Source organism: Biomaibacter sp. TOL (genome assembly GCF_059717795.1).
Genome location: NZ_AP046092.1, coordinates 2,762,771 through 2,786,361 on the forward strand (window position 1 = coordinate 2,762,771; position 23,591 = coordinate 2,786,361).

General features: G+C 36.4%; 20 protein-coding genes and 4 pseudogenes. 23 read left to right on the plus strand and 1 reads right to left on the minus strand.

The genetic code is table 11. The features are described 5' to 3' along the window. Positions 1–125: 125 nt before the first annotated feature. The 22 genes and pseudogenes from AC6I1H_RS13655 (at position 126) to AC6I1H_RS13760 (ending at position 21,195) form a co-directional block, all read left to right on the plus strand. Positions 126–911 carry a tyrosine-protein phosphatase gene (locus AC6I1H_RS13655; RefSeq protein WP_497738094.1) on the plus strand — a complete coding sequence of 262 codons (786 nt, stop codon included), beginning with the start codon at positions 126–128 and terminating at the stop codon, positions 909–911. A 15-nt stretch (positions 912–926) separates the two neighbouring features. Further along, on the plus strand, positions 927–2,018 hold the full coding sequence (locus AC6I1H_RS13660; RefSeq protein WP_497738095.1) for an S-layer homology domain-containing protein: 1,092 nt from the start codon (positions 927–929) through the stop codon (positions 2,016–2,018). A gap of 78 nt (positions 2,019–2,096) precedes the next feature. Beyond that, a complete protein-coding gene (locus AC6I1H_RS13665; RefSeq protein WP_497738096.1) occupies positions 2,097–4,166 on the plus strand; it encodes an S-layer homology domain-containing protein in 2,070 nt (689 codons plus the stop codon). Positions 4,167–4,215: 49 nt separating this feature from the next. Then, positions 4,216–4,749 carry a hypothetical protein gene (locus AC6I1H_RS13670; protein WP_497738097.1) on the plus strand — a complete coding sequence of 178 codons (534 nt, stop codon included), beginning with the start codon at positions 4,216–4,218 and terminating at the stop codon, positions 4,747–4,749. A 321-nt stretch (positions 4,750–5,070) separates the two neighbouring features. Beyond that, positions 5,071–5,799 carry a YveK family protein gene (locus tag AC6I1H_RS13675; RefSeq protein ID WP_497738098.1) on the plus strand — a complete coding sequence of 243 codons (729 nt, stop codon included), beginning with the start codon at positions 5,071–5,073 and terminating at the stop codon, positions 5,797–5,799. 3 nt (positions 5,800–5,802) lie between these two features. After that, positions 5,803–6,495, plus strand: a complete 693-nt coding sequence (locus AC6I1H_RS13680; protein ID WP_497738099.1) for a CpsD/CapB family tyrosine-protein kinase — start codon at positions 5,803–5,805, stop codon at positions 6,493–6,495. A 113-nt stretch (positions 6,496–6,608) separates the two neighbouring features. Next, the gene (locus AC6I1H_RS13685) at positions 6,609–6,740 is read left to right on the plus strand and encodes a hypothetical protein (RefSeq protein WP_497738100.1); all 132 of its coding nucleotides are present in this window, start codon (positions 6,609–6,611) and stop codon (positions 6,738–6,740) included. Between the two features lie 118 nt (positions 6,741–6,858). Further along, positions 6,859–7,398 carry a hypothetical protein gene (locus AC6I1H_RS13690; protein ID WP_497738101.1) on the plus strand — a complete coding sequence of 180 codons (540 nt, stop codon included), beginning with the start codon at positions 6,859–6,861 and terminating at the stop codon, positions 7,396–7,398. 83 nt (positions 7,399–7,481) lie between these two features. Next, positions 7,482–7,760, plus strand: a complete 279-nt coding sequence (locus AC6I1H_RS13695; protein WP_497738102.1) for a hypothetical protein — start codon at positions 7,482–7,484, stop codon at positions 7,758–7,760. Between the two features lie 37 nt (positions 7,761–7,797). Continuing rightward, positions 7,798–7,998 (plus strand): hypothetical protein, encoded by a 201-nt coding sequence (locus AC6I1H_RS13700; protein ID WP_497738103.1) that lies wholly within the window; start codon positions 7,798–7,800, stop codon positions 7,996–7,998. Positions 7,999–8,642: 644 nt separating this feature from the next. Beyond that, complete coding sequence (locus AC6I1H_RS13705; protein ID WP_497738104.1) at positions 8,643–9,704, plus strand: glycosyltransferase family protein; 1,062 nt, start codon at positions 8,643–8,645, stop codon at positions 9,702–9,704. A 540-nt stretch (positions 9,705–10,244) separates the two neighbouring features. Further along, positions 10,245–10,611 (plus strand): annotated as a pseudogene (locus AC6I1H_RS13710) (DegT/DnrJ/EryC1/StrS family aminotransferase). Further along, a pseudogene (locus AC6I1H_RS13715) lies at positions 10,568–10,735 on the plus strand (DegT/DnrJ/EryC1/StrS family aminotransferase); the annotation flags it as partial. The pseudogenes AC6I1H_RS13710 and AC6I1H_RS13715, both read left to right, overlap by 44 nt. Before the next feature lie 15 nt (positions 10,736–10,750). Next, positions 10,751–11,129: pseudogene (locus AC6I1H_RS13720) on the plus strand (acyltransferase); the annotation flags it as partial. 198 nt (positions 11,130–11,327) lie between these two features. Beyond that, positions 11,328–12,317, plus strand: a complete 990-nt coding sequence (locus AC6I1H_RS13725; RefSeq protein ID WP_497738105.1) for a glycosyltransferase — start codon at positions 11,328–11,330, stop codon at positions 12,315–12,317. A gap of 65 nt (positions 12,318–12,382) precedes the next feature. Then, positions 12,383–13,489, plus strand: a complete 1,107-nt coding sequence (locus AC6I1H_RS13730) for a glycosyltransferase (protein WP_497738106.1) — start codon at positions 12,383–12,385, stop codon at positions 13,487–13,489. A 3-nt stretch (positions 13,490–13,492) separates the two neighbouring features. Further along, positions 13,493–14,833, plus strand: coding sequence for an O-antigen polymerase (locus tag AC6I1H_RS13735; protein ID WP_497738107.1), 1,341 nt, complete (start codon positions 13,493–13,495; stop codon positions 14,831–14,833). A gap of 695 nt (positions 14,834–15,528) precedes the next feature. Then, positions 15,529–15,924 (plus strand): hypothetical protein, encoded by a 396-nt coding sequence (locus AC6I1H_RS13740; protein WP_497738108.1) that lies wholly within the window; start codon positions 15,529–15,531, stop codon positions 15,922–15,924. A 469-nt stretch (positions 15,925–16,393) separates the two neighbouring features. Continuing rightward, a complete protein-coding gene (locus AC6I1H_RS13745) occupies positions 16,394–17,692 on the plus strand; it encodes a UDP-glucose dehydrogenase family protein (RefSeq protein WP_497738109.1) in 1,299 nt (432 codons plus the stop codon). Positions 17,693–17,737: 45 nt separating this feature from the next. Continuing rightward, entirely contained in the window at positions 17,738–18,481 is a 744-nt protein-coding gene (locus AC6I1H_RS13750; RefSeq protein ID WP_497738110.1) for a glycosyltransferase family 2 protein, read from the plus strand. A 63-nt stretch (positions 18,482–18,544) separates the two neighbouring features. Further along, positions 18,545–19,324 (plus strand): hypothetical protein, encoded by a 780-nt coding sequence (locus AC6I1H_RS13755; protein WP_497738111.1) that lies wholly within the window; start codon positions 18,545–18,547, stop codon positions 19,322–19,324. Beyond that, positions 19,321–21,195 carry a PD-(D/E)XK nuclease domain-containing protein gene (locus tag AC6I1H_RS13760; protein ID WP_497738112.1) on the plus strand — a complete coding sequence of 625 codons (1,875 nt, stop codon included), beginning with the start codon at positions 19,321–19,323 and terminating at the stop codon, positions 21,193–21,195. Before AC6I1H_RS13755 ends, AC6I1H_RS13760 begins: the two co-directional genes overlap by 4 nt. 140 nt (positions 21,196–21,335) lie before the next feature. Here the strand turns inward: AC6I1H_RS13760 and AC6I1H_RS13765 are convergent. Further along, a pseudogene (locus AC6I1H_RS13765) lies at positions 21,336–21,422 on the minus strand (DUF2188 domain-containing protein); the annotation flags it as partial. Between the two features lie 81 nt (positions 21,423–21,503). On the opposite strand from AC6I1H_RS13765, the gene AC6I1H_RS13770 reads away from it, so the two are divergent. Next, positions 21,504–23,582, plus strand: a complete 2,079-nt coding sequence (locus AC6I1H_RS13770; RefSeq protein ID WP_497738113.1) for a TM1802 family CRISPR-associated protein — start codon at positions 21,504–21,506, stop codon at positions 23,580–23,582. The last annotated feature ends 9 nt before the right edge of the window (positions 23,583–23,591 follow it).

The following is a 23,591-nucleotide window of genomic DNA, read 5'->3' on the forward strand; positions in this document are numbered from 1 at the left end:
AGGAATGTTCAATTTTCTGTCGAATAAAGAGAATATACATCCCGATACAAAGAGTATATAATTCATAATATCATTTCAAGGGCAGGAAGAAATGGGGCTAAGCAAAAATATATAGGGGGAAAAATATGATAGATATTCACAGTCACATCCTGCCCGGCATAGATGACGGTTCTCCGGACATGGAGACTTCCACCAGGATGGCGGAAATAGCCGCATCAGAAGGTATAGATATAATGGTGGCAACACCGCATTTCATTCCTAAAGATAAAGAGATAGAAAGGGATAGGGTATTAAAAAAGACTGAGGAGTTGAACGAATACATAAAAAATGCAGGCCTGGATGTCGCCGTTTATCCGGGAGAGGAGGTTTTTCTTTCGCCAGAGGTGCCTGATCTATTCAGCCAAGGCAAGCTCATCACCCTGTTCGATGGCGGCAAGTACCTGCTCGTGGAGCTTCCTATGATGAGCATTCCGCCGTACACAAAAGATGTGCTGCACGGCATCATGCTCAAGGGCATAAGGCCCATCATAGCGCACCCCGAGAGGAACAGGGAGATTGCCCAGGACATAGACAAGCTCACGGAGCTGGTGGCTCTGGGAGCCCTGGTGCAGGTGAATTCCCTTAGCTTTTACGGGGTTTTCGGCAGGGAAGCGAAGCATGCGGCTCAAAGAATTGTTGGCGAGGGCATGGCGCAGTTCATGGCTACGGACTGCCACACAGCCAGGGCGAGGTCCCCGCGGTATTTGAAAACTGCGCAAATGCTGCCTCAAGGCCTGATAGACCTTTTGATGCGGGAAAATCCGGAAAAAGTCATGGCGGGCATGGACATTGATTCATCGAGCGGAGGATACAGAAAAAACGGCAAAATGAATTTATTTCAGAGGCTGGCTTTTTTCCTTGGACAACTATAAGAAAGGGTGGGTAATTTGAAATCAAGCATAAAACACATGAAGTGCATGGCGGCTCTGCTGGCATCGGCGCTCATGATGATGGCCTTTTCACCTTTCGCAGCAGCTACAATCAACATCGACAGCGGGCTTGTTGATCTGGCGTTTCAGAAACTATACAGCCTGGATGACACAACAAAATCCGACGCCATAAGCCTTCTTCGGGATTATTTCAGAACCGAGCAGGGCCTTGACACGCTGAAGCAGGATTTGCCCGGCATACTGAAGCTTGTGATAGGAGACGATTATGAGCAAAAGCTTCAGGAGGAAGGGATTTCGCTTTCCCAGATAAAATCCGACATAGACGAACTCAAGAACTGGAGCAGAGATGACCGGATGGCCCTTCTGGACATGATAGAAAAAGGCGATAAAGACGGAGTAAAGGATCTTCTCCAAAAATATGAAGATGCCGGCACTGGCGGCACATCCACAGGTGGTTCTGCCGCTGGGAGCGCCGCCTCAGGCGAGACCCAATCCCAGCAGCCGGCATTCCCGGAAGTAAAAGCAAATTTTGCCGACATACAGAAGCACTGGGCGAAGCCTTACATAGAAGCCATGGCGCAAAAAGGAATCCTGACGGGCAGGGCTGAAGGTGTCTTTGCCCCGGATGAAAAGGTGACCCGGGCGGAGTTTGTGGCCATGCTGGTGAGGCTCCTGAAAATCGAAGCTCCTTCCGACGCTTCTTCCTTCTCCTTCCCGGATGTCACCGAAAAGGATTGGTTCTATGCTCCGGTGCGCGCAGCCTACGCTGCGGGTCTGGCAAAGGGTAAACAGTCAGGCTTTGACCCAAAGGGCCTGATCACCCGCGAAGAAATGGTATCCTTTGTAGTGCGGGCGGCTTCCATGAAGAACAAATCAGCCTTCGTGGACAGCACCGAGATAGAAAACCTTTTGCTTCGATTTAAAGATAAGGAAGCCGTATCCACCTGGGCCAGGACTGACGTGGCGGTGGCGCTGAAGCTGGGCCTTGTGTCGGGAATAAAGGCGGATGAATTTTCTCCCAGGGGCACTGCCACCAGAGCCCAAGCGGCTTGCATCATTTACAACCTGTACAGCCTGATTTATGAATAAACCTTTGGAAGGAGGTGAAAAGAGCGCATGTCAGAAATAAAAACTGAATATAAAAAAAGTAAAGGGGGAAAGAAAGGCATGGCAAAAAAGATTTTCTCAATTTTGCTGGTTTTCACTCTGCTCATCGCAGCAATTCCCTTCACACAAGCCGCAGCAAATTCCGGGGATTTGACGGATGAAGAAATACAGAATCTCGCCTTTTCCACATTTTTGAGTGCAAAGCTCAGCAACTTTTCACTGAGCGAGATAGACTCGCTGATCGACATCTTGAACGCCATAGACGAAAAAAATATCGTAATGGACAACCTTTTCAAAAACGATGCCCTAAAAACAAGGCTGAAAAATTATTACGGCATTGACGAAGATTCACTGGGAGCTGCTCTGGAAGATTTTAGAGCAAAAGAATGGGTTACAAAGCTGAAGGACATTGCTGCCACACTCAAAGATGATTCGAAGGAAGAACTGAGCCAAGACCAGGTGACCTGGATAAAATCCGTAGACAACGAAGTATTCGATGCCAATTTCTCGCAGCTTACGGCCAAAATCCTTAACACATTCAACAGCAAGGCGGATTTCATAAGGTTTAACCGTCAGGTATTTGATAATGTGCTTATAAAATATATTTCCTTCACATACCGCAACAGCGCCTTTACGGTCTCCTTCAGTAGCTCTTTCAGCACAGAACTGAACAAATACCTGCAAAATCAGATCAGTGATGTGAACGCTTTATTCAAAAACGGACAATCCATCGACCCGCTGAGCGACGCTGAAATAGCAGGCGTAAAGCAGGCCATAACGGACATCGTTTCCGCAATAAACACCAATCTCACTTCCGATCAAAAGGATAAACTGGCGGATGCCCTGGACAAGATAGGCTTTAGCGTGACCACAACCTCCGGTGGCGGCACCAGCAGCGGTGGTGGAGGCGGTGGAGGAACCACCACGACCGAAAAGCCTGCGATAGAAGAGCCATCATCATCCACCGAACCCGTTAAAGTAAACGTGCCTACCGATGCAGTAAAAGTTTCCGAACAGGACGGAAAGAGCGTCGTCACGCTGGATGAAAATACCGTAAATGATTTGCTGAAGCTGCTGGACCAGGCTGCGGCAAAGGCTGAAGGCAAAGCCCTGGCTATCACCTTCGACCTTACCGCAAGCAAGATAAAAGACGATGTTTCATTGACTTTGCCGGCAAACCTTGTGACAAAAGCCCTGGACAAAGGCGCTGCCGTAGTGGTAAAGACAGGGATGTTGAGCATGGAAATCCCCGCTTCTGCCGTAGGCACCCAGGGCGAAATGAAGATAAATGTCTCGGCGCTGGCTGCATCCGATGCTGTAAAAGGCATCACAGGGCTTGAAAACATGAAGACTATTGGAAAAGCAGCAGAAATCAGCATGACCATAGCAGATAAAGCGGCCCAGCTAAAAGGCAGGCTCACCCTGCGCTTTGCCATAAAAGGCCTTGCAGCCAATGTAGACAAACTCGGCATCTACTATGCAAATAAAGAAACATCCAGACTGGAATTCGTCGGAGGAAAAGTGGACAAAAAGAATGCCGAGATCATAGCGGTTGTTCCGCATTTGAGCACTTATGTGTTGGCGGAGTACAGCAAGACCTTCAGCGACATCCGGACCCACTGGGCTAAAAACTATATCGAATCCATGGCCGCAAAGCATGTCATCGACGGCCGGTCCGAAGACGTGTTCGCACCTGAAGACAAAGTCACCAGAGCCGAATTTGCCAAGATAATAGTCCAGACGCTGGGGCTTGATATCAAAAAATACACAGGCATCTTCGAAGATGTAAATTCAACCGCATGGTATGCAGATTACGTGCAGACCGCATACGACAACAAACTGATTCAGGGCAAAGTGGCGGGCCAGATGTTTGACCCGAACGGCAAGATAACCAGGCAGGAAATGATGACCATCATCGGCAGAGCCCTTTCGGCATCGCAGCCTGAGAGCACATCTTCCCTCGCATCCTATAAAGATGCAGGAAGCGTGGCCGACTACGCAAAACCATACGTATCATATCTCATAGGCAAGGGTCTTGTCAGCGGCTATCCGGACGGCACCATAAAACCGCAGAACAACACCACCCGTGCCGAAGCCGTGAAACTCATCTACAACATTTACAATCAATAAGGAGCGGATAAGGGGTACTCCGGAGTACCCCTTATCCTTCAAAAGGATTATGAAAAAGCTTGCGCTCAAAACAAAAATAATACTGATAGCCACTGTGGCACTAATCCTTGCGGCGGGGGCTTACTATTTTCTGATGGACAGAGCATTTGACCTGACAACGCGCCTCATCCAAAAAGATTTGATGGATATTTCCGTCCCGAATTCCGAAGAGATGGGAAATCAGCAAATTGATTCACCAAAACCTCAGGAAAACATTCCGAACAACGAAAATCCACCTTCTCAAGACATGCGGCAATCATCGGAAAATAGCCGCCAGGGTGAAGCAAAGGCTCCAGGCGAATCTGCCGCACAGAATATTTCACCGCAGGATCTGGCTTCCAGAGTAAGCTTCGAGGACAAACAGCGCATCATACACCTAGTGATGAAAAAACTTTCGTCCGAAGACGTAAAATACCTCATGGGCCTTTTGAAAGGAGGGCTCACCCCCGAAGAAAAAAGGCTGGCGATAGATATGGCATATAGCCGTTTCACCCCGGAGGAGCTCAATGAAATAAAGAATTACTACAAAAAATATATGAAATGAAAGTTTAAAGCACAAAAGAAAAAATTTTAGCCAACCTAAAAAAGGATTTTTAAAAAAGTATAGAATAAATAATACATATATTTATATTATGCGCGATGACATAGCAGCTCTTGAGATGTTTCGGCATCCATGAGTTTCTTTCATATAATAGAAGCCGGGGGCTTGTTTTTTTTAGTTAAGCCCTATAGGTATTTTTATCCTTTTTTTGAGGTCTCGGAACTATCTATACCGAAACGTAGCATAACATTTTCATCTTATACTCGCGCCGCATCTGCGGCATGGATGAATAAAAGATAAAGACGAAAAGGTGTGAAATAAAAATTGGTAGAAAGAGAAAAAAACTATGAAGATACATTTGACGAAGAAGAAATTTCTTTAAGAGAAATCTTTGAAGTGCTTAAAAAAAGAGTCAAAATCATAGCTGCCATAACTATTGTATCCGTTTTGGCGTCAGCTGTAATCACATTCTTCGTTATAAAACCCTTATTTGAATCCAACACCACCATCATGGTGGGAAAACCGAAAAATAGGATAATGGACCCAAACAATCCCATCACATATCAGGAAGTCCAGACAAACCGCCTGCTGGTTTCCACCTACGGCGAGATAGCCAAGAGCCGGTCCGTGCTGGAAGAAGTAATAAAAAGCATGAACCTTGCCATGACCAGCGATGAATTGAGGGACAAGGTGGATGTGAGCCTTGTCAAGGATACCGAGATAATCCAGATAAAAGTCCAGGACCATGACCCTGTTGTAGCGGCAAACCTTGCCAACGCCATCGCCGCCGCCTTTTCGAAACAGGTCATAAGGATTATGAACGTGGAAAACGTTCAGGTGGTGGATGAAGCCATCCCCGGGACAACTCCCGTCAAACCGCGGCCCGTGTTGAACATCACAATTTCCCTTGTGCTGGGCCTTATGGTGGGAGTATTCCTGGCATTTGTCCTGGAATTTTTCGACACATCCATTAAAACCCCCGAAGATGTGGCAAAATACCTGGGCCTGCCCGTCATCGGCTCCATACCTTATACAAAAGAGGGGGAAGCGTAGAAAATGCTGTTAGATGATCCAAAATCAATAGTCTCGGAAGCCTTCAGGGTCCTGCGGACAAATCTCCAATTTGCGGGAGTTGACAAACCATTGAAAAAAATCCTCATCACCAGCAGCGTCCCCCAGGAAGGCAAAAGTTTGATAACGTCCAACCTTGCTATATCCATAGCCAGCGCTGGAAACAAGACCCTGCTTGTGGATGCGGACCTTAGAAGGCCCAAGCAGCAAAAAAACTTCCTTCTGGAAAATTACAAGGGGCTTTCCAATCTCCTGGCGGAAAACCTGCCGCTGGAGTCCGTAATAAATGAGACAAAAGTGGAAAACCTCCACGTCCTCACCAGCGGCCCTGTCCCGCCCAACCCCGCCGAAATACTGGGCTCTGCCAAGATGAAAAAATTCATCGAAGAAGCGTGCTCCATATACGACATGGTGCTATTCGATTCCCCGCCGGTAAACAGCGTGGCCGATGCTTCCATCCTCTCCGCCAGCATGGACGGCGTTATACTGGTGGTCGAAGCCGGTTCCACCGAGCGCGAAGCCGCCATGGTCGCAAAACAGCAGCTGGAAAAAGTAAACGCCCGCATCCTGGGTGTAGTCCTCAACAAAGTCGAACAAAAATCCGGCGGTTATTACTACTACTATTACTACTATGGAGAGGATAATAAGAAAATAAGGAAGAAGAAGAGAAGATATTAATTTAACTTTTCAAAAGCCGGTATGGGAAAGCTATACTTCCGTTTAAACAAATGATCAAAATGATATAATCTAAGTATTAGAACATTAATAATAAAGCCAAGTAGGCTGATGAAATGTTTGAGACAATCCAGGAAATTAACAATAAATATAATGGAGAATGGATCTTTATGATAAATTGCAAAATCGATGACAATGCCGATTTAATTGGTGGTGAAGTCGTCATCCACAGCAAAAGCCGCGATTAAGTAATAAGAGGCATGTTGAAATACAAAGATGAACCCTCCATGACTTCAATAAGATATGCTGGAAAAATTCCGGAAGAGGTTAGTATTTTATTATGAGTGAGATTATGAGGAAAAGAAAGTGGAATTAATGGAATTAGAAGGATTAATATGCTATTTAATTAAGAATCGAGAAATTAAAGGAAAGAAGGCCTTACAGAAACTTGTATATTTTTGTTCAGAGTCAGGCGTACCGGTGGATTGCTCTTTTCGCATGTATCTTTATGGCCCATATAGTAGCGAATTAGCTGAAGAAGTCAATGAATCAGTAGATAAAGGAATTTTATGCATTAAAGCAGATGGCTACACTTTTGAAAAGGGCGCTAACTGCGATTATTTCTATAGGCAGAATGAAAAAGACATCGCAAAGTATAAAAAAACTATAGACAGGGTTATTGAAAATTTTTCTGGTTTCAGCCCAATGATGCTAGAACTTTATGCCACAGTTCATTTTATTGCTGCTACTCATAATCAAATATATGGTGAAATAGAAAAACAAAAAGTATTACAAGAAGTATATATGGCAAAAGGCAAAAAATTCGATAAAGGACAGATTGAAAAAGCTTTTAATGATTTGGTTAAGTGGAATATGATTCAGAACAAAACAATATCGTTAAATTAATTCTTTTTCGGGAGCGACTAAAGTGAGAATACACTTTCTAAATTTACAAGCTCAATATGAAATCATAAAATGGTGGTTATACGATGAATATACTATTTATCACAGTGGTGGATATTGAATCCGTTACACAGCGAGGCATATATACAGATCTCATACGGGAATTCAGAGATAGAGGCGAAAATGTATATATTGTATGTCCGCGTGAACGCCGCTACGGAAGACCAAGTAAATATACGGATTTTGCCGTAGATACAGACTATGAAGACATACCAGATTTATGGTGGACTTCCAACTCGGAAAAAGGCTTGCTCAAAGCCGATATAATAAAAAAGGATTATGCCAGGTTAACAAACGAAGGTTAGGGCTCATCCTAATATATTCACCAAGCAAGATATTTTCATGAAACCTCAAAACATCTATTCCATAAATCTCATGGCTGGCGGTGACATACCGAAAGATAAACTAGTTTTCAATGTATTCACAAGGGAAGGAAAGAACCCACAGTACCAATGGAAAGAAATAAATCCGACCCATCAGCTTTTAAAAATGACGGCTACATTTCTCACCACAAAGACCTTAAAGAAGGCAAACAATGGCTGAGGCTGGATATAAAGGGAGCTTCGCAGAAACAGATTAACCTTAAAAGCTTGGAGATATGGGTGGAGTAAAAATCACTTAGTGTTATATTATACGAATTTATAATTCGGATGAAATATGCGAGCAAAATAGCAATGATAGGTATTAATGGTAAAATAATATATATAGTATCTGCCATAAAGCATATCTAACTAAGAAATATTAATATTTTATACTGCATCACATATAACTAAAGCTATTCACAAACTAGCAATGGTTAATGAGATTAGATTAGGAAACTATTAAATAGAAAGTCTCCTTTGATAATATATCCGGCTTTCGCTCTTACAAGATGATATAATAGTATATCCTGAGGCGTTTCGGCATATGGGAAATACTATACCGGTAATATAATAATCCTACGGCGGAGTTTAGCGGTAAAACATCGCAAACCCCGTGAGGTGAGTCTAAGTATGAAATATAAAAAAGCTTATGATGATTTGGTCAAGAAAAACGGTACATGAGGAAACAATGATTTCAATTTGTAAAATTGATTATTGGGAAATATTAAATTAAAATATCCTTATCTAAATTTTAAAGACCAGTATTTGCGCAACTTATCATATTGATTCTGTATTGAGTGAAACGAAAGGAATGATTATAAAATTATGATTGTGTATATAGCGTCTTTAAATTATTCACCAGGATATTTTTCACATTTAAAAGCATATTATAAAACCTTTGAAGAACTAGGTTTTTACCCTTATCTTTATATAGATAAAAAATATCAATTTTTTTTAGATGATGAGAATGAAAATAATATGAACATTTGTTTTACCGATAAAGATATCAGTGAAAAACCAGATTTAATTATTATTATAAATCCAAGTATTGATATGCATAAAAAAGCATTATTTTTTAAAAGACATTTTAATTCTAAAGTTGTTTATATATATCATGAACCATGGGATGGTTTAAAAAATTATTTATTAAATGAAAACATAAAAACAATATTAAAAATGATTGGAGCTAATTATTGTTCAAAAAAAATGTTAAAAGTATGTGATGCTACTATAGTTTGTTCAGATTATGCGTTAAAAAAATATATCAGATATCATATAAAAGATAATAAAAATGTATATTATTTACCCTTGTTGTTTACTGATGAAAATAAATTCCTGGAAAAACCAAAAAGAATGTATTTTTCTTTTATTGGTGGAGCGACTAAATCAAGAGCATTTAATATTTATTTAGACTTCATTAAATATAATTTAAAGATTAATTCGGATATAAATTTTCAGGTGGCTACAAGGGTAAATATCGACAAATATATAGATAATGATATTAGAAATGCTATTGTGAATAAGAAAATAAAAATTATACATGGGAAAAGTTTAACAAATGAAGAAATTAATTTGGCATATAGACAGAGTTTTTGTGTATGGAATTTATATAATAGATCTACTCAAAGTAGTGTACTTGCAAAATCATTTATGTTCGGGACACCTGTGATTGCTAGCAATATTGGTAGTTTTCCTGAATATGTTAATAATTATAATGGAATAATTCAAAAAAATAGTAGAGATTTTAAATTACTTTATGATAATTTACTCAAAATAAAAGATAATATAAATTTTTATTCAGAGAATGCTCGCAAGTCTTTTGAACATTATTTTTATTATAAATCAAATCTTTATCTAATGAGAAATATAATTGAGAAGATACTATAACTTTGCTAAAAATTATCGATTAGATAATGAGAAGGGATGACTATGAAAATTTTAATATGTGGCAAATTACCCACATCCTGATGGGAAATAAATCTCTATTATGGACATACGCGTAATAAATCTTATGTTTCTCAAGGAATAAATATATCCGTTTTGAGTTTTGCGGCAAAACAAGATTATGTAATAGATTGCATACCATTTTATACTGTTGAAAGCTATAAAGAAAAACTAAAAAATGAGCAATTCGGATATTAATATTGGTCTGTCACGCGATAAATATATGGAACTATTATTTGTTTTTACGAAAATATCAAAATCCTAAAATTATTTTCTTTAATTGTATCTTTTAGAAAATATTATAAATTATATAAATGCTGAAAACCTAATTCTACTTTTGGGAGCGACTAAATTGGAAATATCTTTTTTAGATCTAAAAGTCCATTATAATTCTATAAAAAACGAAATAGACTCGCTGTATCGGAAGTCATACAAAGCGGCCACTTTATAATGGGCCCCAATGTAAAATAATTTGAAAATGAGATGACCTCCTTTCTCGGCGCAAAGCACGCAATAGCAGTGGCAAACGGAACCGACGCCCTGATCCTGAGCCTAAATTCAGTAAATATAATTCCCTATAATGAAGTGATAACCTCGTCTTTTACCTTTTTTGCCATGGCGGAATCTATATCTCGGGTAGGAGCAGTACCGGTCTTTGCCGACATCGATCTGAAGACTTTTAATATAAACCCTGACCAGGTTGAAAAAAATAACCAAAAGAACGAATGCAATCATAACCGTGTACATATTTGGTCAGCCTGCCGACATGGACGCCATAATGCGGATAGCTGAAAAACATGATTTATATGTCAGCGAATACGCCTGTTCAGGTCATCGTGGCGCAATATAAAGGTAAAATCGGCAATACCGGCTACTTTTCCTTTTTCCCCACCAAAAATCTCGGCGGCTACGGAGACGGTGACATGATGGTCACTGACGATGATGAAGTCGCTGAAAAGATAAAGCTATTGAGGGTGCACGGCAGCAGTACATCGGCCGTAATTTACACCGGATGCACCATAGGCGAAAAATGCCTCATCGCCGACCTTGCCATGGTAAGAGAAGACGTGACAATAGGAGACATAACCATATAGGCAGGGACGCCGCAATAGGGTCCCGCTGCAAGATAGAAACCTTTGCTTACATCACGGCCTACTCCGAACTGGAAGACGATATCTTCATCGCCCCGTGTGTGGTCACCTCCAACGACAACTCCGCTGGAAAAGACCCCGACCGGTTCAAAAAAATGAACGGCGTCACCGTTAAAAAGTCGGCAAGATAGGAGTCAACGCCACCATATTGCCCGGGAAAACCATCCATGAAGATAGTTTTGTAGGAGTGGGAAGCGTGGTAACGAAAGATGTGTAAAAAGGGCAGGTAGTGGTGGGAAATTCGGGGAGGAAATATAAAAATATAATAAACAATATAAGAAAAGATGAAAATTAAATCGTCTATTTTTATATGTTTTTTGTTCTTTATTTTAATATTTTAAATTAATATATTAGAATTACAAAATATGGAAGAATTTTAAAACTTTATGGGGGAGAAATTTTATACTGTATAATTATGGAGAGTTTAATAAGTATAATAATACCAGTATATAATGCAGAAAATTATATAAGAAAATGCATTGAAAGTATTATTAGACAAACCTATAAAAATCTTGAAATAATTATAGTAGATGATGGTTCAACAGACAATTCATCAATAATATGTGATGACTATGCAAAAAAAGATAATAGGATAAAAATTATTCATAAAGCGAATGAAGGCCCTAGCGTAGCAAGAAAATATGGAGTTGAGATTGCTTCAGGAGATTACATTGCTTTTGTTGATGCCGATGATTATATTGATGAAAACATGTATCAAGTATTGATTGATATAGCTAGAAAAGATGATATTGATATTATTCAATGTGGATACAGAAAAGTAAAAACGACTGGTGAACTTATAGAAAAATATGAATTACATGATGAAATTATTTCAGGTAATTATGAATGTGCTTATTATTATGCAAAACAAAAAAATGTAACAAATTTTTTATGGAATAAAATATATAAGGCAGAGTTATTTAGAAATATAGTTTTTCCTTCTTTTTTCGCTGGCGAAGATTCATGCATTCTTACACAATTATATGCAAACGCAAAGAAAGTAAGAACTATCAGGATACCATTTTACAATTACGTTATGTCACCAGAGAGTTTATGCAGAAGTCCATTTTCTATAAAAAAGATAGATAATGTAAAAGCTGGAAAATTTATGTATAACTTTTATAAGAATAAATTTCCCGATTTAAGCAATTTTTCAGCTTTGCATATTTGTTCATATGCTGCTCAATGTTATTGTGAACTAATAAAATCTGATATTAAAAATAGGTCTATTTTTGAACAATCATTATTTTATGACTTTCATATATATTATCAGTTATCAAAAAATAGTGAAGCAAAAAGAATTTGTTCTAGGAATAGAGTATTGCTTATAGAATTATTTAAAATTAGTCCCAAATTATGCGCTTTTTTATTAAATATAAAAAATATAGTAACAAAACTGTTCTAAATCAAACAACCCAACATTTTTTTTGCTAAAAATTATAAATTTATATTTAGTAAGAAGGAGTTTTTATGAAACTTTTAGTTCTAGTGGCTGATTACCCAAGTAATGATGGAAGACTTAGTCTCTATTATGTACATACACGCAATAAATACTATATTTCCCAAGGTATAGATGTGGCTGTTCTAAATTTTGCTGCAAAAGAAGATTATATTATAGATTGTATACCGGTTTATACTTATGAAAGTTATGAAGAAAGACTTAGAAACGAAAAATTTGATATATTGGTCTGCCATGCAGCGAATATACGCAACCATTATATGTTTTTGCGTAAATATCAAAAATTATTTCCTAAAATTGTGTTCTTTTTCCATGGACATGAAGTTTTACGATGCTCGAAGGTATATCCAGAGCCATATACTTATGTTAAGCATAAAGTTTTTTTCAAACCTCTTATAAAGGATTGCTATGACATTATAAAGCTTCATATCTGGAGGAGAACTTTCGAAAGGCTCGCTTTTAAATCTTGGTTTGTTTTTGTAAGTCAATGGATGTACAAGGAATTCATTCGATGGGTGAAGATAGATCCGACTATAATTGAGAACCATAAAAGGATAATCTATAATTCCATAGGACCTGAATTTGAAACCGAATCCTATGATAAAAATGCACCCAAACTTTATGATTTTGTGACAATAAGAAACTCTCTTGATGGTTCGAAATATTGCCTAGATGTTGTGACAAATTTAGCACGCAGCAATCCACAATACAGCTTTTGTATAGTCGGAAGGGGTAATTTTTATAAATTCAATGCAAAGCCGGACAATGTGATTTTCGTGGAAAAATATTTAAACCACGCTGAAATTATTGACCTGCTTAATCAATCTAAGTGTGCATTAATGCCGACTAGAACAGACGCGCAAGGAGTTATGGCCTGTGAGATTGCGACATTTGGTATTCCTCTTATAACTTCGGATATTTCAGTATGCAGGGAAGTCTTTAGTGATTTTGATAATGTGGAATTTATCAACAATGATGCTTCGGATATTGACATTAAATATATATTTGAAAAAATCACTCATACTCAACTAGCGAATAAAAATCGTAGATTCTTTGCTGAAAATACCTGTGGCAAAGAAGTAGAGCTGTTTATGGAAATTACAAAGGAAGTTGAATAAAAAATGAATGAACTATTAGCTTTTCTACAACTTATAACTATTTGTATAGTGACATATTATGAATATAAAAAAGCTTCAATATCAGTATTTTTATGGGCAACATTACTTGTAATGTTTGGCCTACCTCATTTTGTTGCAGTATTGTTTACCAGATATAATTACCCATCAGATGTAATGATACAGGCATCATTATTTGTAATACTATTTAATTTCATATACTTTTCAGCAAGATTCATTCTGCTAGGCCGAAGAAAAGCAATAAATATAAAAACATTTGAACTGTTAAAAAAGTTATCTTCCAATGAGAGCAAAACTATTATACAATCATATAAAAATAAAATTTTAATGAGAATTTTATTTTTATTTCTTTTAATTTCTATAGGAATTTTAATATATGTAAGTTTTACAAAATATGGTGGGATTTTAAATACTTCATGGGGAAAATTTTATAGCGATTCCGAATCTCCATATAATCTGAAGCTTGATTCTGGATTTGCTTTAACGATGACAAAATATTTAATTTTTGCCTCAGGTGGTGTTATAGTTCCATTATTGTTTTATAAAAGATATAAATTTGCTTTCCTAGCTGCTATATTAATCTCATGCTATGCTTTGATTACAAGAAATAGAATCACAATACTACCTCTATTCGTGTCACTGATTTTGTTTTATATTTTAAGAAATCACCGAATTTCATTAAAACAAATAATATACTTTAGTTTTATTGGTATATTTATCATTTACATTGTATATGCTCTGCGTGTTTTTAGACATTATGGCTCAATTGAAAATTTTATTACAAACTTTGATCTTACATATTTTAATAATCGTATTTTAGAAATGATACTTACAGGAAATGGCGAATTGGGCTTACGTGATGCTTTTTACTATTTTATATATATAAACAATAATTTTCCAGGTTTTGGACAGGCGCATACTTACATACGACTGTTATTAATTGCTTTGCCTACTAGGTACTCCTTCGGATTAAAACCACCTGACTTTGCTATTACAATGGGAAGTGCATATATTAATGATTTCAACAATACAAAAATTTCTATGCATCCTACACTTTATGGCGATTGTTATGCAAACTTATCCTGGTTTGGTATTTTCCTTGGTATTTTTTGGGCAGTTTTTGTATTATTTATTGATAAAATATTAGATAGAAAGAATATTGTCATGAGATTGGTACTTATGGTTCTTTTTGGTTGTGTATATGTTATAATTGGCAGAGGTTCTGTCTATAATGGTTCTTATATCGGTTTTATTTCGGGATTATTCTTATTTTTTCTAAACTTTATTATACCAAAAAGAAAACATAATTCATTTTACAACAAATAAAATTAAAAGGATTACAACTAATGCACATATATAATAATGACTATAGATGAAAAAAAGGTTCCAATAATTCCATAAATGAAAAATTATAAAAATAAAGAGACAAACTTCACTTTCTGTGATATAAATAAGTTCCGTTACAAAACTTACAAATAGGAGTGAAGCAAATGTCTCATAAAAAATCATAGCTAAAAAATCACCAATTTTCCAGTACCTTTTGAAATTAAATTTTACACTTTACTTCACTATACCTGTTTTACGCCATATAATGGAATTCATATCTAGATCTGTACAAAAAGGCTATAATGGAACCGTTAAAGATATTGTCATCTTAAGCTTGGCAAATTGCCATAGAACTACTTTTTGTAAATTCTTGATCCAAGTTGTTTGGAATATAGAATATGCATGGAGAGCCATTAGAAGAGAAGTTGTTGGTGTTACTTACTGCTACTCCCAACATCAATCTACTACTATATTTGCAATTTTTGATGATACTATTGCTGAAAAGACCAAAACACATCCGTATCCAGATAAAAGATTTTGCTGAAAAATATATTGAAAAGAACGATGTTCACCCCATTACAGTGAACGGTTCTAAATATCTGGTATATCGATACGAAGAGGCCTTAAATGATATAAATAATGCTGTAGTTTTACTATGCTGAATCAAGCATCATATGGGTGCAAGCAGCATCAAAATGTACGACAAGTTCGGTCTTTTGCTGCGGATTGAAACAACGGTTAATGATGTCTCTTCGTTCAAACACTTGCTGGAAGTTGTGCACCGGGATGGTACCGTTACAAAGAAAGTAGCGCCGATGAAGAAGAATATTTATAGCCTTTATCTTCTAAGTCAATTACTCAAGGCTTCCAACCGCCGCTATCTTGATATAGTGTCTTCGTTGTATGCTCCCAGCAACGGCGCAAAAAAAATTGAAGAACTCTCGGAGTCAAAAAAAGATACCGATGAAGCTTCAAAGGCTTTAACTTCTTTAGCTGAGATGATCAGAAGCTGTTTGAAGTCTTGGTGCACGGCGAGTTTAATATCAACGGATTACAAAACGAATCGATCCGTCAGTTTTTTCCAGATCTAAGTCCGGCTTCGATCTCCCGAATCTTAAAACGTCTGCGCGTGTTCATTGAAATAATAAAGAGAGTCTCCAGCATACGAAAATACTATCTGGCCGAGCTTGGAAAGAGTGTTATCACTCTCTGGTTAAGAACCAGGGATCTTTTCATTATTCCACAACTTGCTGAATTTTAGTTGAACTGATTCGGCTTGTGTCCCGGAGAGGGCTGCTATTGGCAGCTTTGTTTTCCTATTGTCTTTTTGTACTTTGCTATATTTCTTTTCATTTTTCGAAGATCTTTGGACTTAAGAACCTAATAAAGTTTTTGATTATATGGCATGTAAAAAGCCTGTTATATTAGTATAGATGGAGTGACAAGAGACTTATAGAAAGACAAATGCCGGTATTTATGTTGAACTGTAAATGTAGTCGAGTATCGTAATGTTGTGCTAAAATTTTATAATTTTATAATAATCAAGATCTTCTTGATGAGGTGAATATATTGAATATAACATTTGTTGGGACAGGTTATGTAGGATTAGTTTCTGGAACATGTTTTGCAGAATTAGGGAATAAAGTTATATGTATTGATGTTGATAAAGAAAAAATAGAAAAATTAAGTCATTGTATGATTCCGATTTACGAAGATAGCTTAAAACAATTAGTCCAAAAAAACCTGAATAATAAAAATTTATTATTTACCTCAAATATAGAGTACGGTATTAAAAATTCTAATATTATTTTTATTGCTGTAGGCACCCCGCGTTTACCGGATGGTAATGCGGATTTATCTCAAATTATAAGTGTAGCAAAGAATATAGCGAGAAATATAAATGGATATAAAATTATAGTAAATAAAAGTACTGTCCCAGTTGGTACCTGTGAATTGATTGAAAAAATAATAAAAGAAAATATGGTTTACGATTTTGATTTCGATATAGTATCAATACCGGAGTTTTTGCGTGAAGGGACAGCAGTACATGATGCGATGAATCCTGATAGGATAGTAATAGGTGGAGAGAATAAAAAGGCTATTGATATTCTGGTTGAATTACATAAACCATTTAATGCCCCGTTTGTTATAACTAATCGAAGAACAGCAGAGATGATAAAATATGCTTCCAATGCATTTTTAGCCACGAAGATATCGTTTATTAATGAAATAGCTAATCTTTGTGATAAGGTAGGGGCTGATGTAACAAAAGTGGCAGAGGGGATGTGTTATGATAAAAGAATAGGGAAAAGCTTCTTAAATGCCGGGATAGGATATGGAGGTTCATGTTTTCCTAAAGATATAGATGCACTTTATAATTTAGCCAAAGAATATAATTATGAATTTAAAATACTTAAAGCAGTTAGAGAAGTCAATAAATCTCAGCGATATAAAGTTGTTGAAAAATTAAAAGAGGTACTGCCAGATATTAAAGATAAAACGATTGGAGTGCTAGGGCTTGCATTTAAACCTAGAACTAATGATATGCGAGAAGCACCATCCATAGATATAATAAATGAACTAAGAAAATATGGTGCGATTATAAAAGTTTATGATCCAGCAGCAATGGAAGAAGCTAAAAAAGTTTTAACGAATATTGAATATTGTAAAGATGTATATGAAGTAGCAATCGAGAGCAGCGCTTTGATAATTGTTACTGAATGGGACGAATTTAAAAACATAAATCTTTCTAGGATAAAAAATTTAATGAAAGAACCTATAATAGTAGATGGTAGAAATATATATGAACCAAATCTAATGAAAAATTTAGGAATAACTTATATTTCTATTGGAAGATAGTATAATAAATTAGAAAAATTATTTTAAGCGAGGGTTAAATATTGGATGAATGTTTCTATTATTACGCCGGTTTTTAATGCCGAAAAATTTATTGGGGAAACTATAACATCAGTACAAAACCAGACTTATACAGATTGGGAAATGATTATTGTAGATGATTGTTCTAAAGATAATTCTCTAAAAGTCATAAAAGATTTTTCTAAAAAAGACAATAGAATAAAATATTATAAGCTTGAAAAAAATTTAGGAGCAGCTGTTGCTAGAAACACTGCACTTGAAAAAGCTAAAGGAAGATTTATAGCTTTTCTCGATAGTGATGATTTATGGGAACCAGAAAAACTTGAAAAGCAAATAAAATTTATGGAAGAAAATAAAATAGGTTTTTCTTTTACATCATATCGTTTAATCGATGAAGAAGGCAATGATTTAAATAAAGTAATAACTGTTCCATCCAAAGTTAATTATGACGATTTATTAAAAAATACAATAATAGGGTGTTTGACAGTTGTAATTGATAAAAATATTATTGGAGATTTTAGAATGCCTTTAGTAAGAGCTGGTCAAGATACTGCTACATGGTTATCTATACTGCGTAGAGGTTTTGAAGCATATGGAATTAATGAACCATTGGCTAGATATAGAAAAGTTAGCGGTTCAATATCAAGTAATAAAATTAAGGCTTTGAAAAGAACATGGAATACATATAAAAATATAGAAAAATTGCCTTTTCCAAAGTTATGTTATGTTTTTACATGTTATGTAATTAATGCAATAAGAAAGCGAATATAAATTAAATTATTATCATTCAACTCAAGCCGGCTTGTTCCTTATATTTTTTCAGGGGGAATCAAAATGGGGCATGAAAGAATAGGTTTTTTACCGCGAACACAGCCCTGGGTTGACATTATTAAGCAACTTACTGATTTTGATTGCTCAGATGATACAGTTGTAAAAATTTCCAATAATACGCTTACGAATATTAAAAAGAAATATGAACAAATGTCATCTGATGAATCTGTTATTAAAGCCATTCGCTTTTTGATAATCCTATCTCTTTCTGCAAATCAACAAGATCAAAGGGAATTTCTTGCAAAAAACGGACTCATCGTTGATGAAAGATTCTCCTTATTTTCTCTTATTAGATGTGCAAAGGATTATATAGTCACAGATACTGGATCACTTGAGACCAATAAAATGGTTGTTGATGCTGTATTATATGTTCTTTCTTCTTATGAAAGAAAAAAAGGCAACAAACAACTTTCACTCTTTAATAATACAAATGAAACACCATGGAAAAATATAGGAACAGGTGCAGCTTTCTGTGAATTGGCAAGACTTTTCTTTGCAGAATTTACAAATCGACATCTGAGATATTATTTAGAAAGAGAAGCCGCTCAAGCTATTGATGATTATGATTCGATAGAAATATTTTCACAAAAGCTAACAAAGCAAAGCGAGGCTTTGTCTACACATGCTTTTGAGATTTCAAAGATTATGCAATCTTTTGCTGCAGGATGGTTTAATAAATATAGTCGTAGTGATATTCCTACTAATGAAGAAATAACCAGATTTCTAAATATGACATTCGGCAAAATAAGGGCAGAATTACGGAGGGAGGCTGAAGCTCTATGAGTCAGTCTCCAAATATAATTATTTGTAGCAATGTTCATCCAAGTAAAATAAATCCAAACGGAAAAGTTATTAGGTTATCATATTTTGATAATGAAAAAGAAAAAGGAAATGTACATATTGCACTTAGCCGTTTTATTAAAAATCCGGATGAATTACCTGAAAGGATATTGGATTTATTAGAGATTGCTTCATATGTTTTTTCAGCCGATAGAGCTGTGGATAGAGGAGAGCGTGATAGTCTCTATAATGAAAGCTGGGCTCGAATCTTCGAGTTTCATATTCCAGTCAGGGACCTAGCTTTTTGGGAACAAGATAATGTTAAGACTGCTTTATCTAATGCTTTAGTTTTTATGTCTGGAGATAGAAAATATAATTTTTATTTTTACAAAATGAATCAAGAAAATCAGCCGAATGAAAGCAAATATATGCAGTTATCTTTATTTACCGAAGATTTTTTGCATATTTCTGATGCTTCTAATACTGAGATTATATTATTTTCCGGTGGCCTGGACTCTTTAGCAGGAGCGCTAGATTTTTTGCATACCTATCCAGAAAAAAAGTTATGTCTAGTAAGTCATCAAGCTAATAAAAAAGTAACTCATACGCAAGATGTTTTGGTTGAGTTATTAATGAAAAAATTTCCTAATAGAATTAATCATTATAAATATGAATGTCATTTACGAAAATTTTCAAGCCTGGAAGAAACCCAAAGAACGAGAATGTTTCTATATGCTTCAATCGCCTTTTCTATTTGTAATTACTATAATAAGCATACCTTTTATGTTTATGAAAATGGCATTACAAGTATCAATTTACCGAAACAGGGTGACATCATGAATGCAAGGGCTAGTCGGACAACTCATCCAAAGACAATAGGCTTAATGCAAGCTTTTCTACAATGCTTTGATAATACATTTATAATAAAAAATCCATTTATAATGAAAACAAAAAAGGATATAGTTAACATTTTTAAGGAAACACATGAATTAAATATGATTGAAAATGCTGTATCCTGTAGTACAACACGAAATAAACCAGGTGGCGCCTCACATTGTGGTTGTTGTTCACAATGTATTGATAGAAGGTTTGCAATGTTTTCTGCTGAGCTAGAGGCATATGATGAAGGCGTATATACGGAAGATTTTATAAATCATATTCCTGATTCTGAGACAAAGCAAAGATTGTATGGTACTCTTCGCCTGGCCTGTATGGAAGGTATTAGAAATCAAGCAGACTTTCGGGAAAAGTTCTTAAATGAGCTCGATGATTTAATTGACTATATACCAGGAGACAACCCTGATGATAAGTTGTCAGACGTTTATGATCTTTTCTGCAGATATGGAGACTCTATTCTCTATGCTGCAAAGCGTATGCAAATGAAGTATGAAGATTTGTCAAGTCAAATCCCTAAAGATTCTCTTCTTGAAATGCTGGCAAGTCGTGCATATAAAAAAACACCCATAGAGCATAAGGTTATAGAGATTGATAACATATTGAAAAAAACAATACCCATATTATTTAAAAGAGAAGAACCCAAAAGTGAGAACGATCTAAATGATAAAGTTCAGGCTATCCTGATAAGCGAAAGTACTAAATTCGAGCGTGAATATCCACCAATAAGATTTGGAATTACCACATATAATCCCGATCATTCACAAGATGATTTGCTGATTGAAACTAAGTTTATTCGCAAAAATACAACACCTTCCGTTGCAACCAGTGGTATCGCTGAAGATATGACAAAAGTACCAAAAGCATACGGTTTATTATTTATTGTATATGACCCTGAAAGGCAAATAGATGATGATGATACTTTTATTAGAGATTTTGAAAATAGACGCGAGCGGTGTTATGTAAGAATATATCGCTAGGCTAATTAAAATATCGGGGAGGATGAGGATAAGTTTCTAAAGAAAAAACAATCGGGTTTATATATGATATGGGTTATAGATAAACCTGGTTTAAATATAAAAAATCCAGCAGTTTTACTGCTGGTAGGAAATAATTTTTTTCAACCTTTTGGTGGATAAGGATCGTTCCCATAAGAGTTCCTTTCTCTTATTTGACCGTTGGGCCTGTGGATAAACAGTTCAGATTGCGGAGGCTATTGGCAGGTTTAGTGGTGATGAACAGTTGAGACAGAATGAAGCGAAAGTTTTAAATGAAAAGAGGGTAGAAGATGAATTTGACTGCCATAACAGCGCTTATCGGCAAGGAAAGAGAAGATGATATTGACGGTCTGATAGAAGAACTGCCTGATATAGAGGCTGATGAGCAGGGATACACATCATATATGGTATTTGATATTAAAAGAAAAAATATTTATTTTGAGCCGGGGGAGCCTGTACGAGCTGATACTGCAAAACGCTTCTTATATCTTGGAAATAATTCCGGCAAAAATCCGCAGTATTATCTTACCAGAGATGCCGAGTCGCTTAAATATCTTTTGACTTGCACCATGAGTGATTTATATATTCAGCTTGGCCAATACGGCATGCAAAACGGCGAATTGGCTTGTATCATTAAGGCCATGGAGGCCGGCGGATTATTAGTTTTAAATAAAAACAAAGGAGAAGGCAGTATAAATTATAATGCGATAGCACTGCCCGGCAATATTGCAGTTCAGGCCATCAGCAAAGACAGTAATAACAGTAATAAAATAAAGATCAGGCTGTCCAATAACAAAACTGTATCTTTTGAAGAATTTATCAGGCTGGGGCTTGGGGAAGAGAATAAAAAGAACAGGTTCTTATTGGTCATACCGGCTGTTGTTACGGAAGATGGGCAGCGGGTTGTAATGCCTGATCACCCTGATTACATAAAGCTTGTGAGCCTTGACAACAAACTGATATTATATAGTTCGAAAAAGCAAAGCACAAAAGAACGAAGAGTTTGCCATATATGCCATAAAATCAAGGATAATGTCGGAATTGAAGATTATGTCATAAAATTCAACAGAGAAGGAATAAATAAACTATTTGTCATAACGACGAAGAATACATCCCAGTATCTGGACGGTTTTAAATATGAAAAAGCTTATTCTATGTGCCATGAATGCTATGTTGACATCCTTAATGGAGATAAAAAGATTCGAAGCCATTTTAACGGTAAGATAGCAGGCGAAAGTGTATTCATACTTCCTGAGGGCTTGCTGAAAGATTTTAATTATAATTTTCTATACAAACTGAAAAGTGAAGTGGATCTTGCTTTTAAAGATTCAGATGCAAACAATTGGCTGCAAAATATCGAAGCCCTTTCTGATATGGATGAAATCAAATTCTACAGCATAAATTTCATAATTTACCGGACCGACGGCACTTCATTTGATGTGCTTGAGACAATAGAAGACGTTCCTGCAGTGCGATTTAGGAGAATAATGGAGCTTATCGGTGAAAACGTAATGATGCTGAGGCCGCATATAAGGCGTATGTCCCTTGCAAGCATATATAGCCTTGTTCCGGTGCATCAGAATAAAGATAAGAAAAGGTTTACAGGCAGGGTGCTTTCATTGTATAGATCTATACTGTGCGGTGAACAGATTGATATGAATATTTTGTTCGGATATGCGTGCGAAGCCCTTGAAAAAGGATTGAATCAGCTTAAAAGGGATAAAATCGAAACTTTCTTTAATCTTGGCCTGGAAAGTTATAAGAAGAAGTGCGGCGATTATGCGGACGATTATTTCATAAAAAATCTGGTAATCAGATATCTTATTCTATTCAATCTGTGCAAAAGGTTAAATATTCTTATAAACAATAAGCCTTACTATAAAGGGGAGGAGGAGAAAAGCTTGCAGGGCATAAATACGCTTTCCGAAGATGTAAATAATATCATTAAATCCATGGAAGAATTCCTTGAAAAACAGCAATACAACAATGAAGCAAGGGCATTATTCTATCTGGGGGTTCTTATCAAAAGGGTGGCGATGTTTCAGATGTTGAAGGAACATAAGAAAAAACCAATCCTCAAAAAGATTCAATTTCAGGGCATGTCCGGCATGGAAATACAAAGGCTATATAATGATGTTGTAGAAAAGCTCAGGCAATATGGAAGGATAAATATATTTACCGAAGCGGTCATGAACCGATTTCATTTCTACTATGGCAGCATTGAAAGATCATGGGAACTGAACGGCCTTGCTAATGTTTTCTATATAATGTCAGGATATGCCTATATGGTGGGAAGCTATTTTCCTGATGCGAGCCAAAAGGAAAAAGATATAGAAAAAGAAGAGATTGCGTCGGAAGAGGATGAATAATTTTTAGAA

Bases quoted from the DNA above. Each gene is read 5' to 3' on its own strand.
- AC6I1H_RS13770 (WP_497738113.1), top strand. From the start codon at position 21,504: ATGAATTTGACTGCCATAACAGCGCTTATCGGCAAGGAAAGAGAAGAT.
- AC6I1H_RS13655 (WP_497738094.1), top strand. From the start codon at position 126: ATGATAGATATTCACAGTCACATCCTGCCCGGCATAGATGACGGTTCT.
- AC6I1H_RS13695 (WP_497738102.1), top strand. From the start codon at position 7,482: ATGAATATACTATTTATCACAGTGGTGGATATTGAATCCGTTACACAG.
- AC6I1H_RS13670 (WP_497738097.1), top strand. From the start codon at position 4,216: ATGAAAAAGCTTGCGCTCAAAACAAAAATAATACTGATAGCCACTGTG.
- AC6I1H_RS13760 (WP_497738112.1), top strand. From the start codon at position 19,321: ATGAGTCAGTCTCCAAATATAATTATTTGTAGCAATGTTCATCCAAGT.
- AC6I1H_RS13705 (WP_497738104.1), top strand. From the start codon at position 8,643: ATGATTGTGTATATAGCGTCTTTAAATTATTCACCAGGATATTTTTCA.
- AC6I1H_RS13755 (WP_497738111.1), top strand. From the start codon at position 18,545: ATGGGGCATGAAAGAATAGGTTTTTTACCGCGAACACAGCCCTGGGTT.
- AC6I1H_RS13680 (WP_497738099.1), top strand. From the start codon at position 5,803: ATGCTGTTAGATGATCCAAAATCAATAGTCTCGGAAGCCTTCAGGGTC.
- AC6I1H_RS13725 (WP_497738105.1), top strand. From the start codon at position 11,328: ATGGAGAGTTTAATAAGTATAATAATACCAGTATATAATGCAGAAAAT.
- AC6I1H_RS13700 (WP_497738103.1), top strand. From the start codon at position 7,798: ATGAAACCTCAAAACATCTATTCCATAAATCTCATGGCTGGCGGTGAC.
- AC6I1H_RS13665 (WP_497738096.1), top strand. From the start codon at position 2,097: ATGGCAAAAAAGATTTTCTCAATTTTGCTGGTTTTCACTCTGCTCATC.
- AC6I1H_RS13685 (WP_497738100.1), top strand. From the start codon at position 6,609: ATGTTTGAGACAATCCAGGAAATTAACAATAAATATAATGGAGAATGG.
- AC6I1H_RS13730 (WP_497738106.1), top strand. From the start codon at position 12,383: ATGAAACTTTTAGTTCTAGTGGCTGATTACCCAAGTAATGATGGAAGA.
- AC6I1H_RS13750 (WP_497738110.1), top strand. From the start codon at position 17,738: ATGAATGTTTCTATTATTACGCCGGTTTTTAATGCCGAAAAATTTATT.
- AC6I1H_RS13740 (WP_497738108.1), top strand. From the start codon at position 15,529: ATGTACGACAAGTTCGGTCTTTTGCTGCGGATTGAAACAACGGTTAAT.
- AC6I1H_RS13735 (WP_497738107.1), top strand. From the start codon at position 13,493: ATGAATGAACTATTAGCTTTTCTACAACTTATAACTATTTGTATAGTG.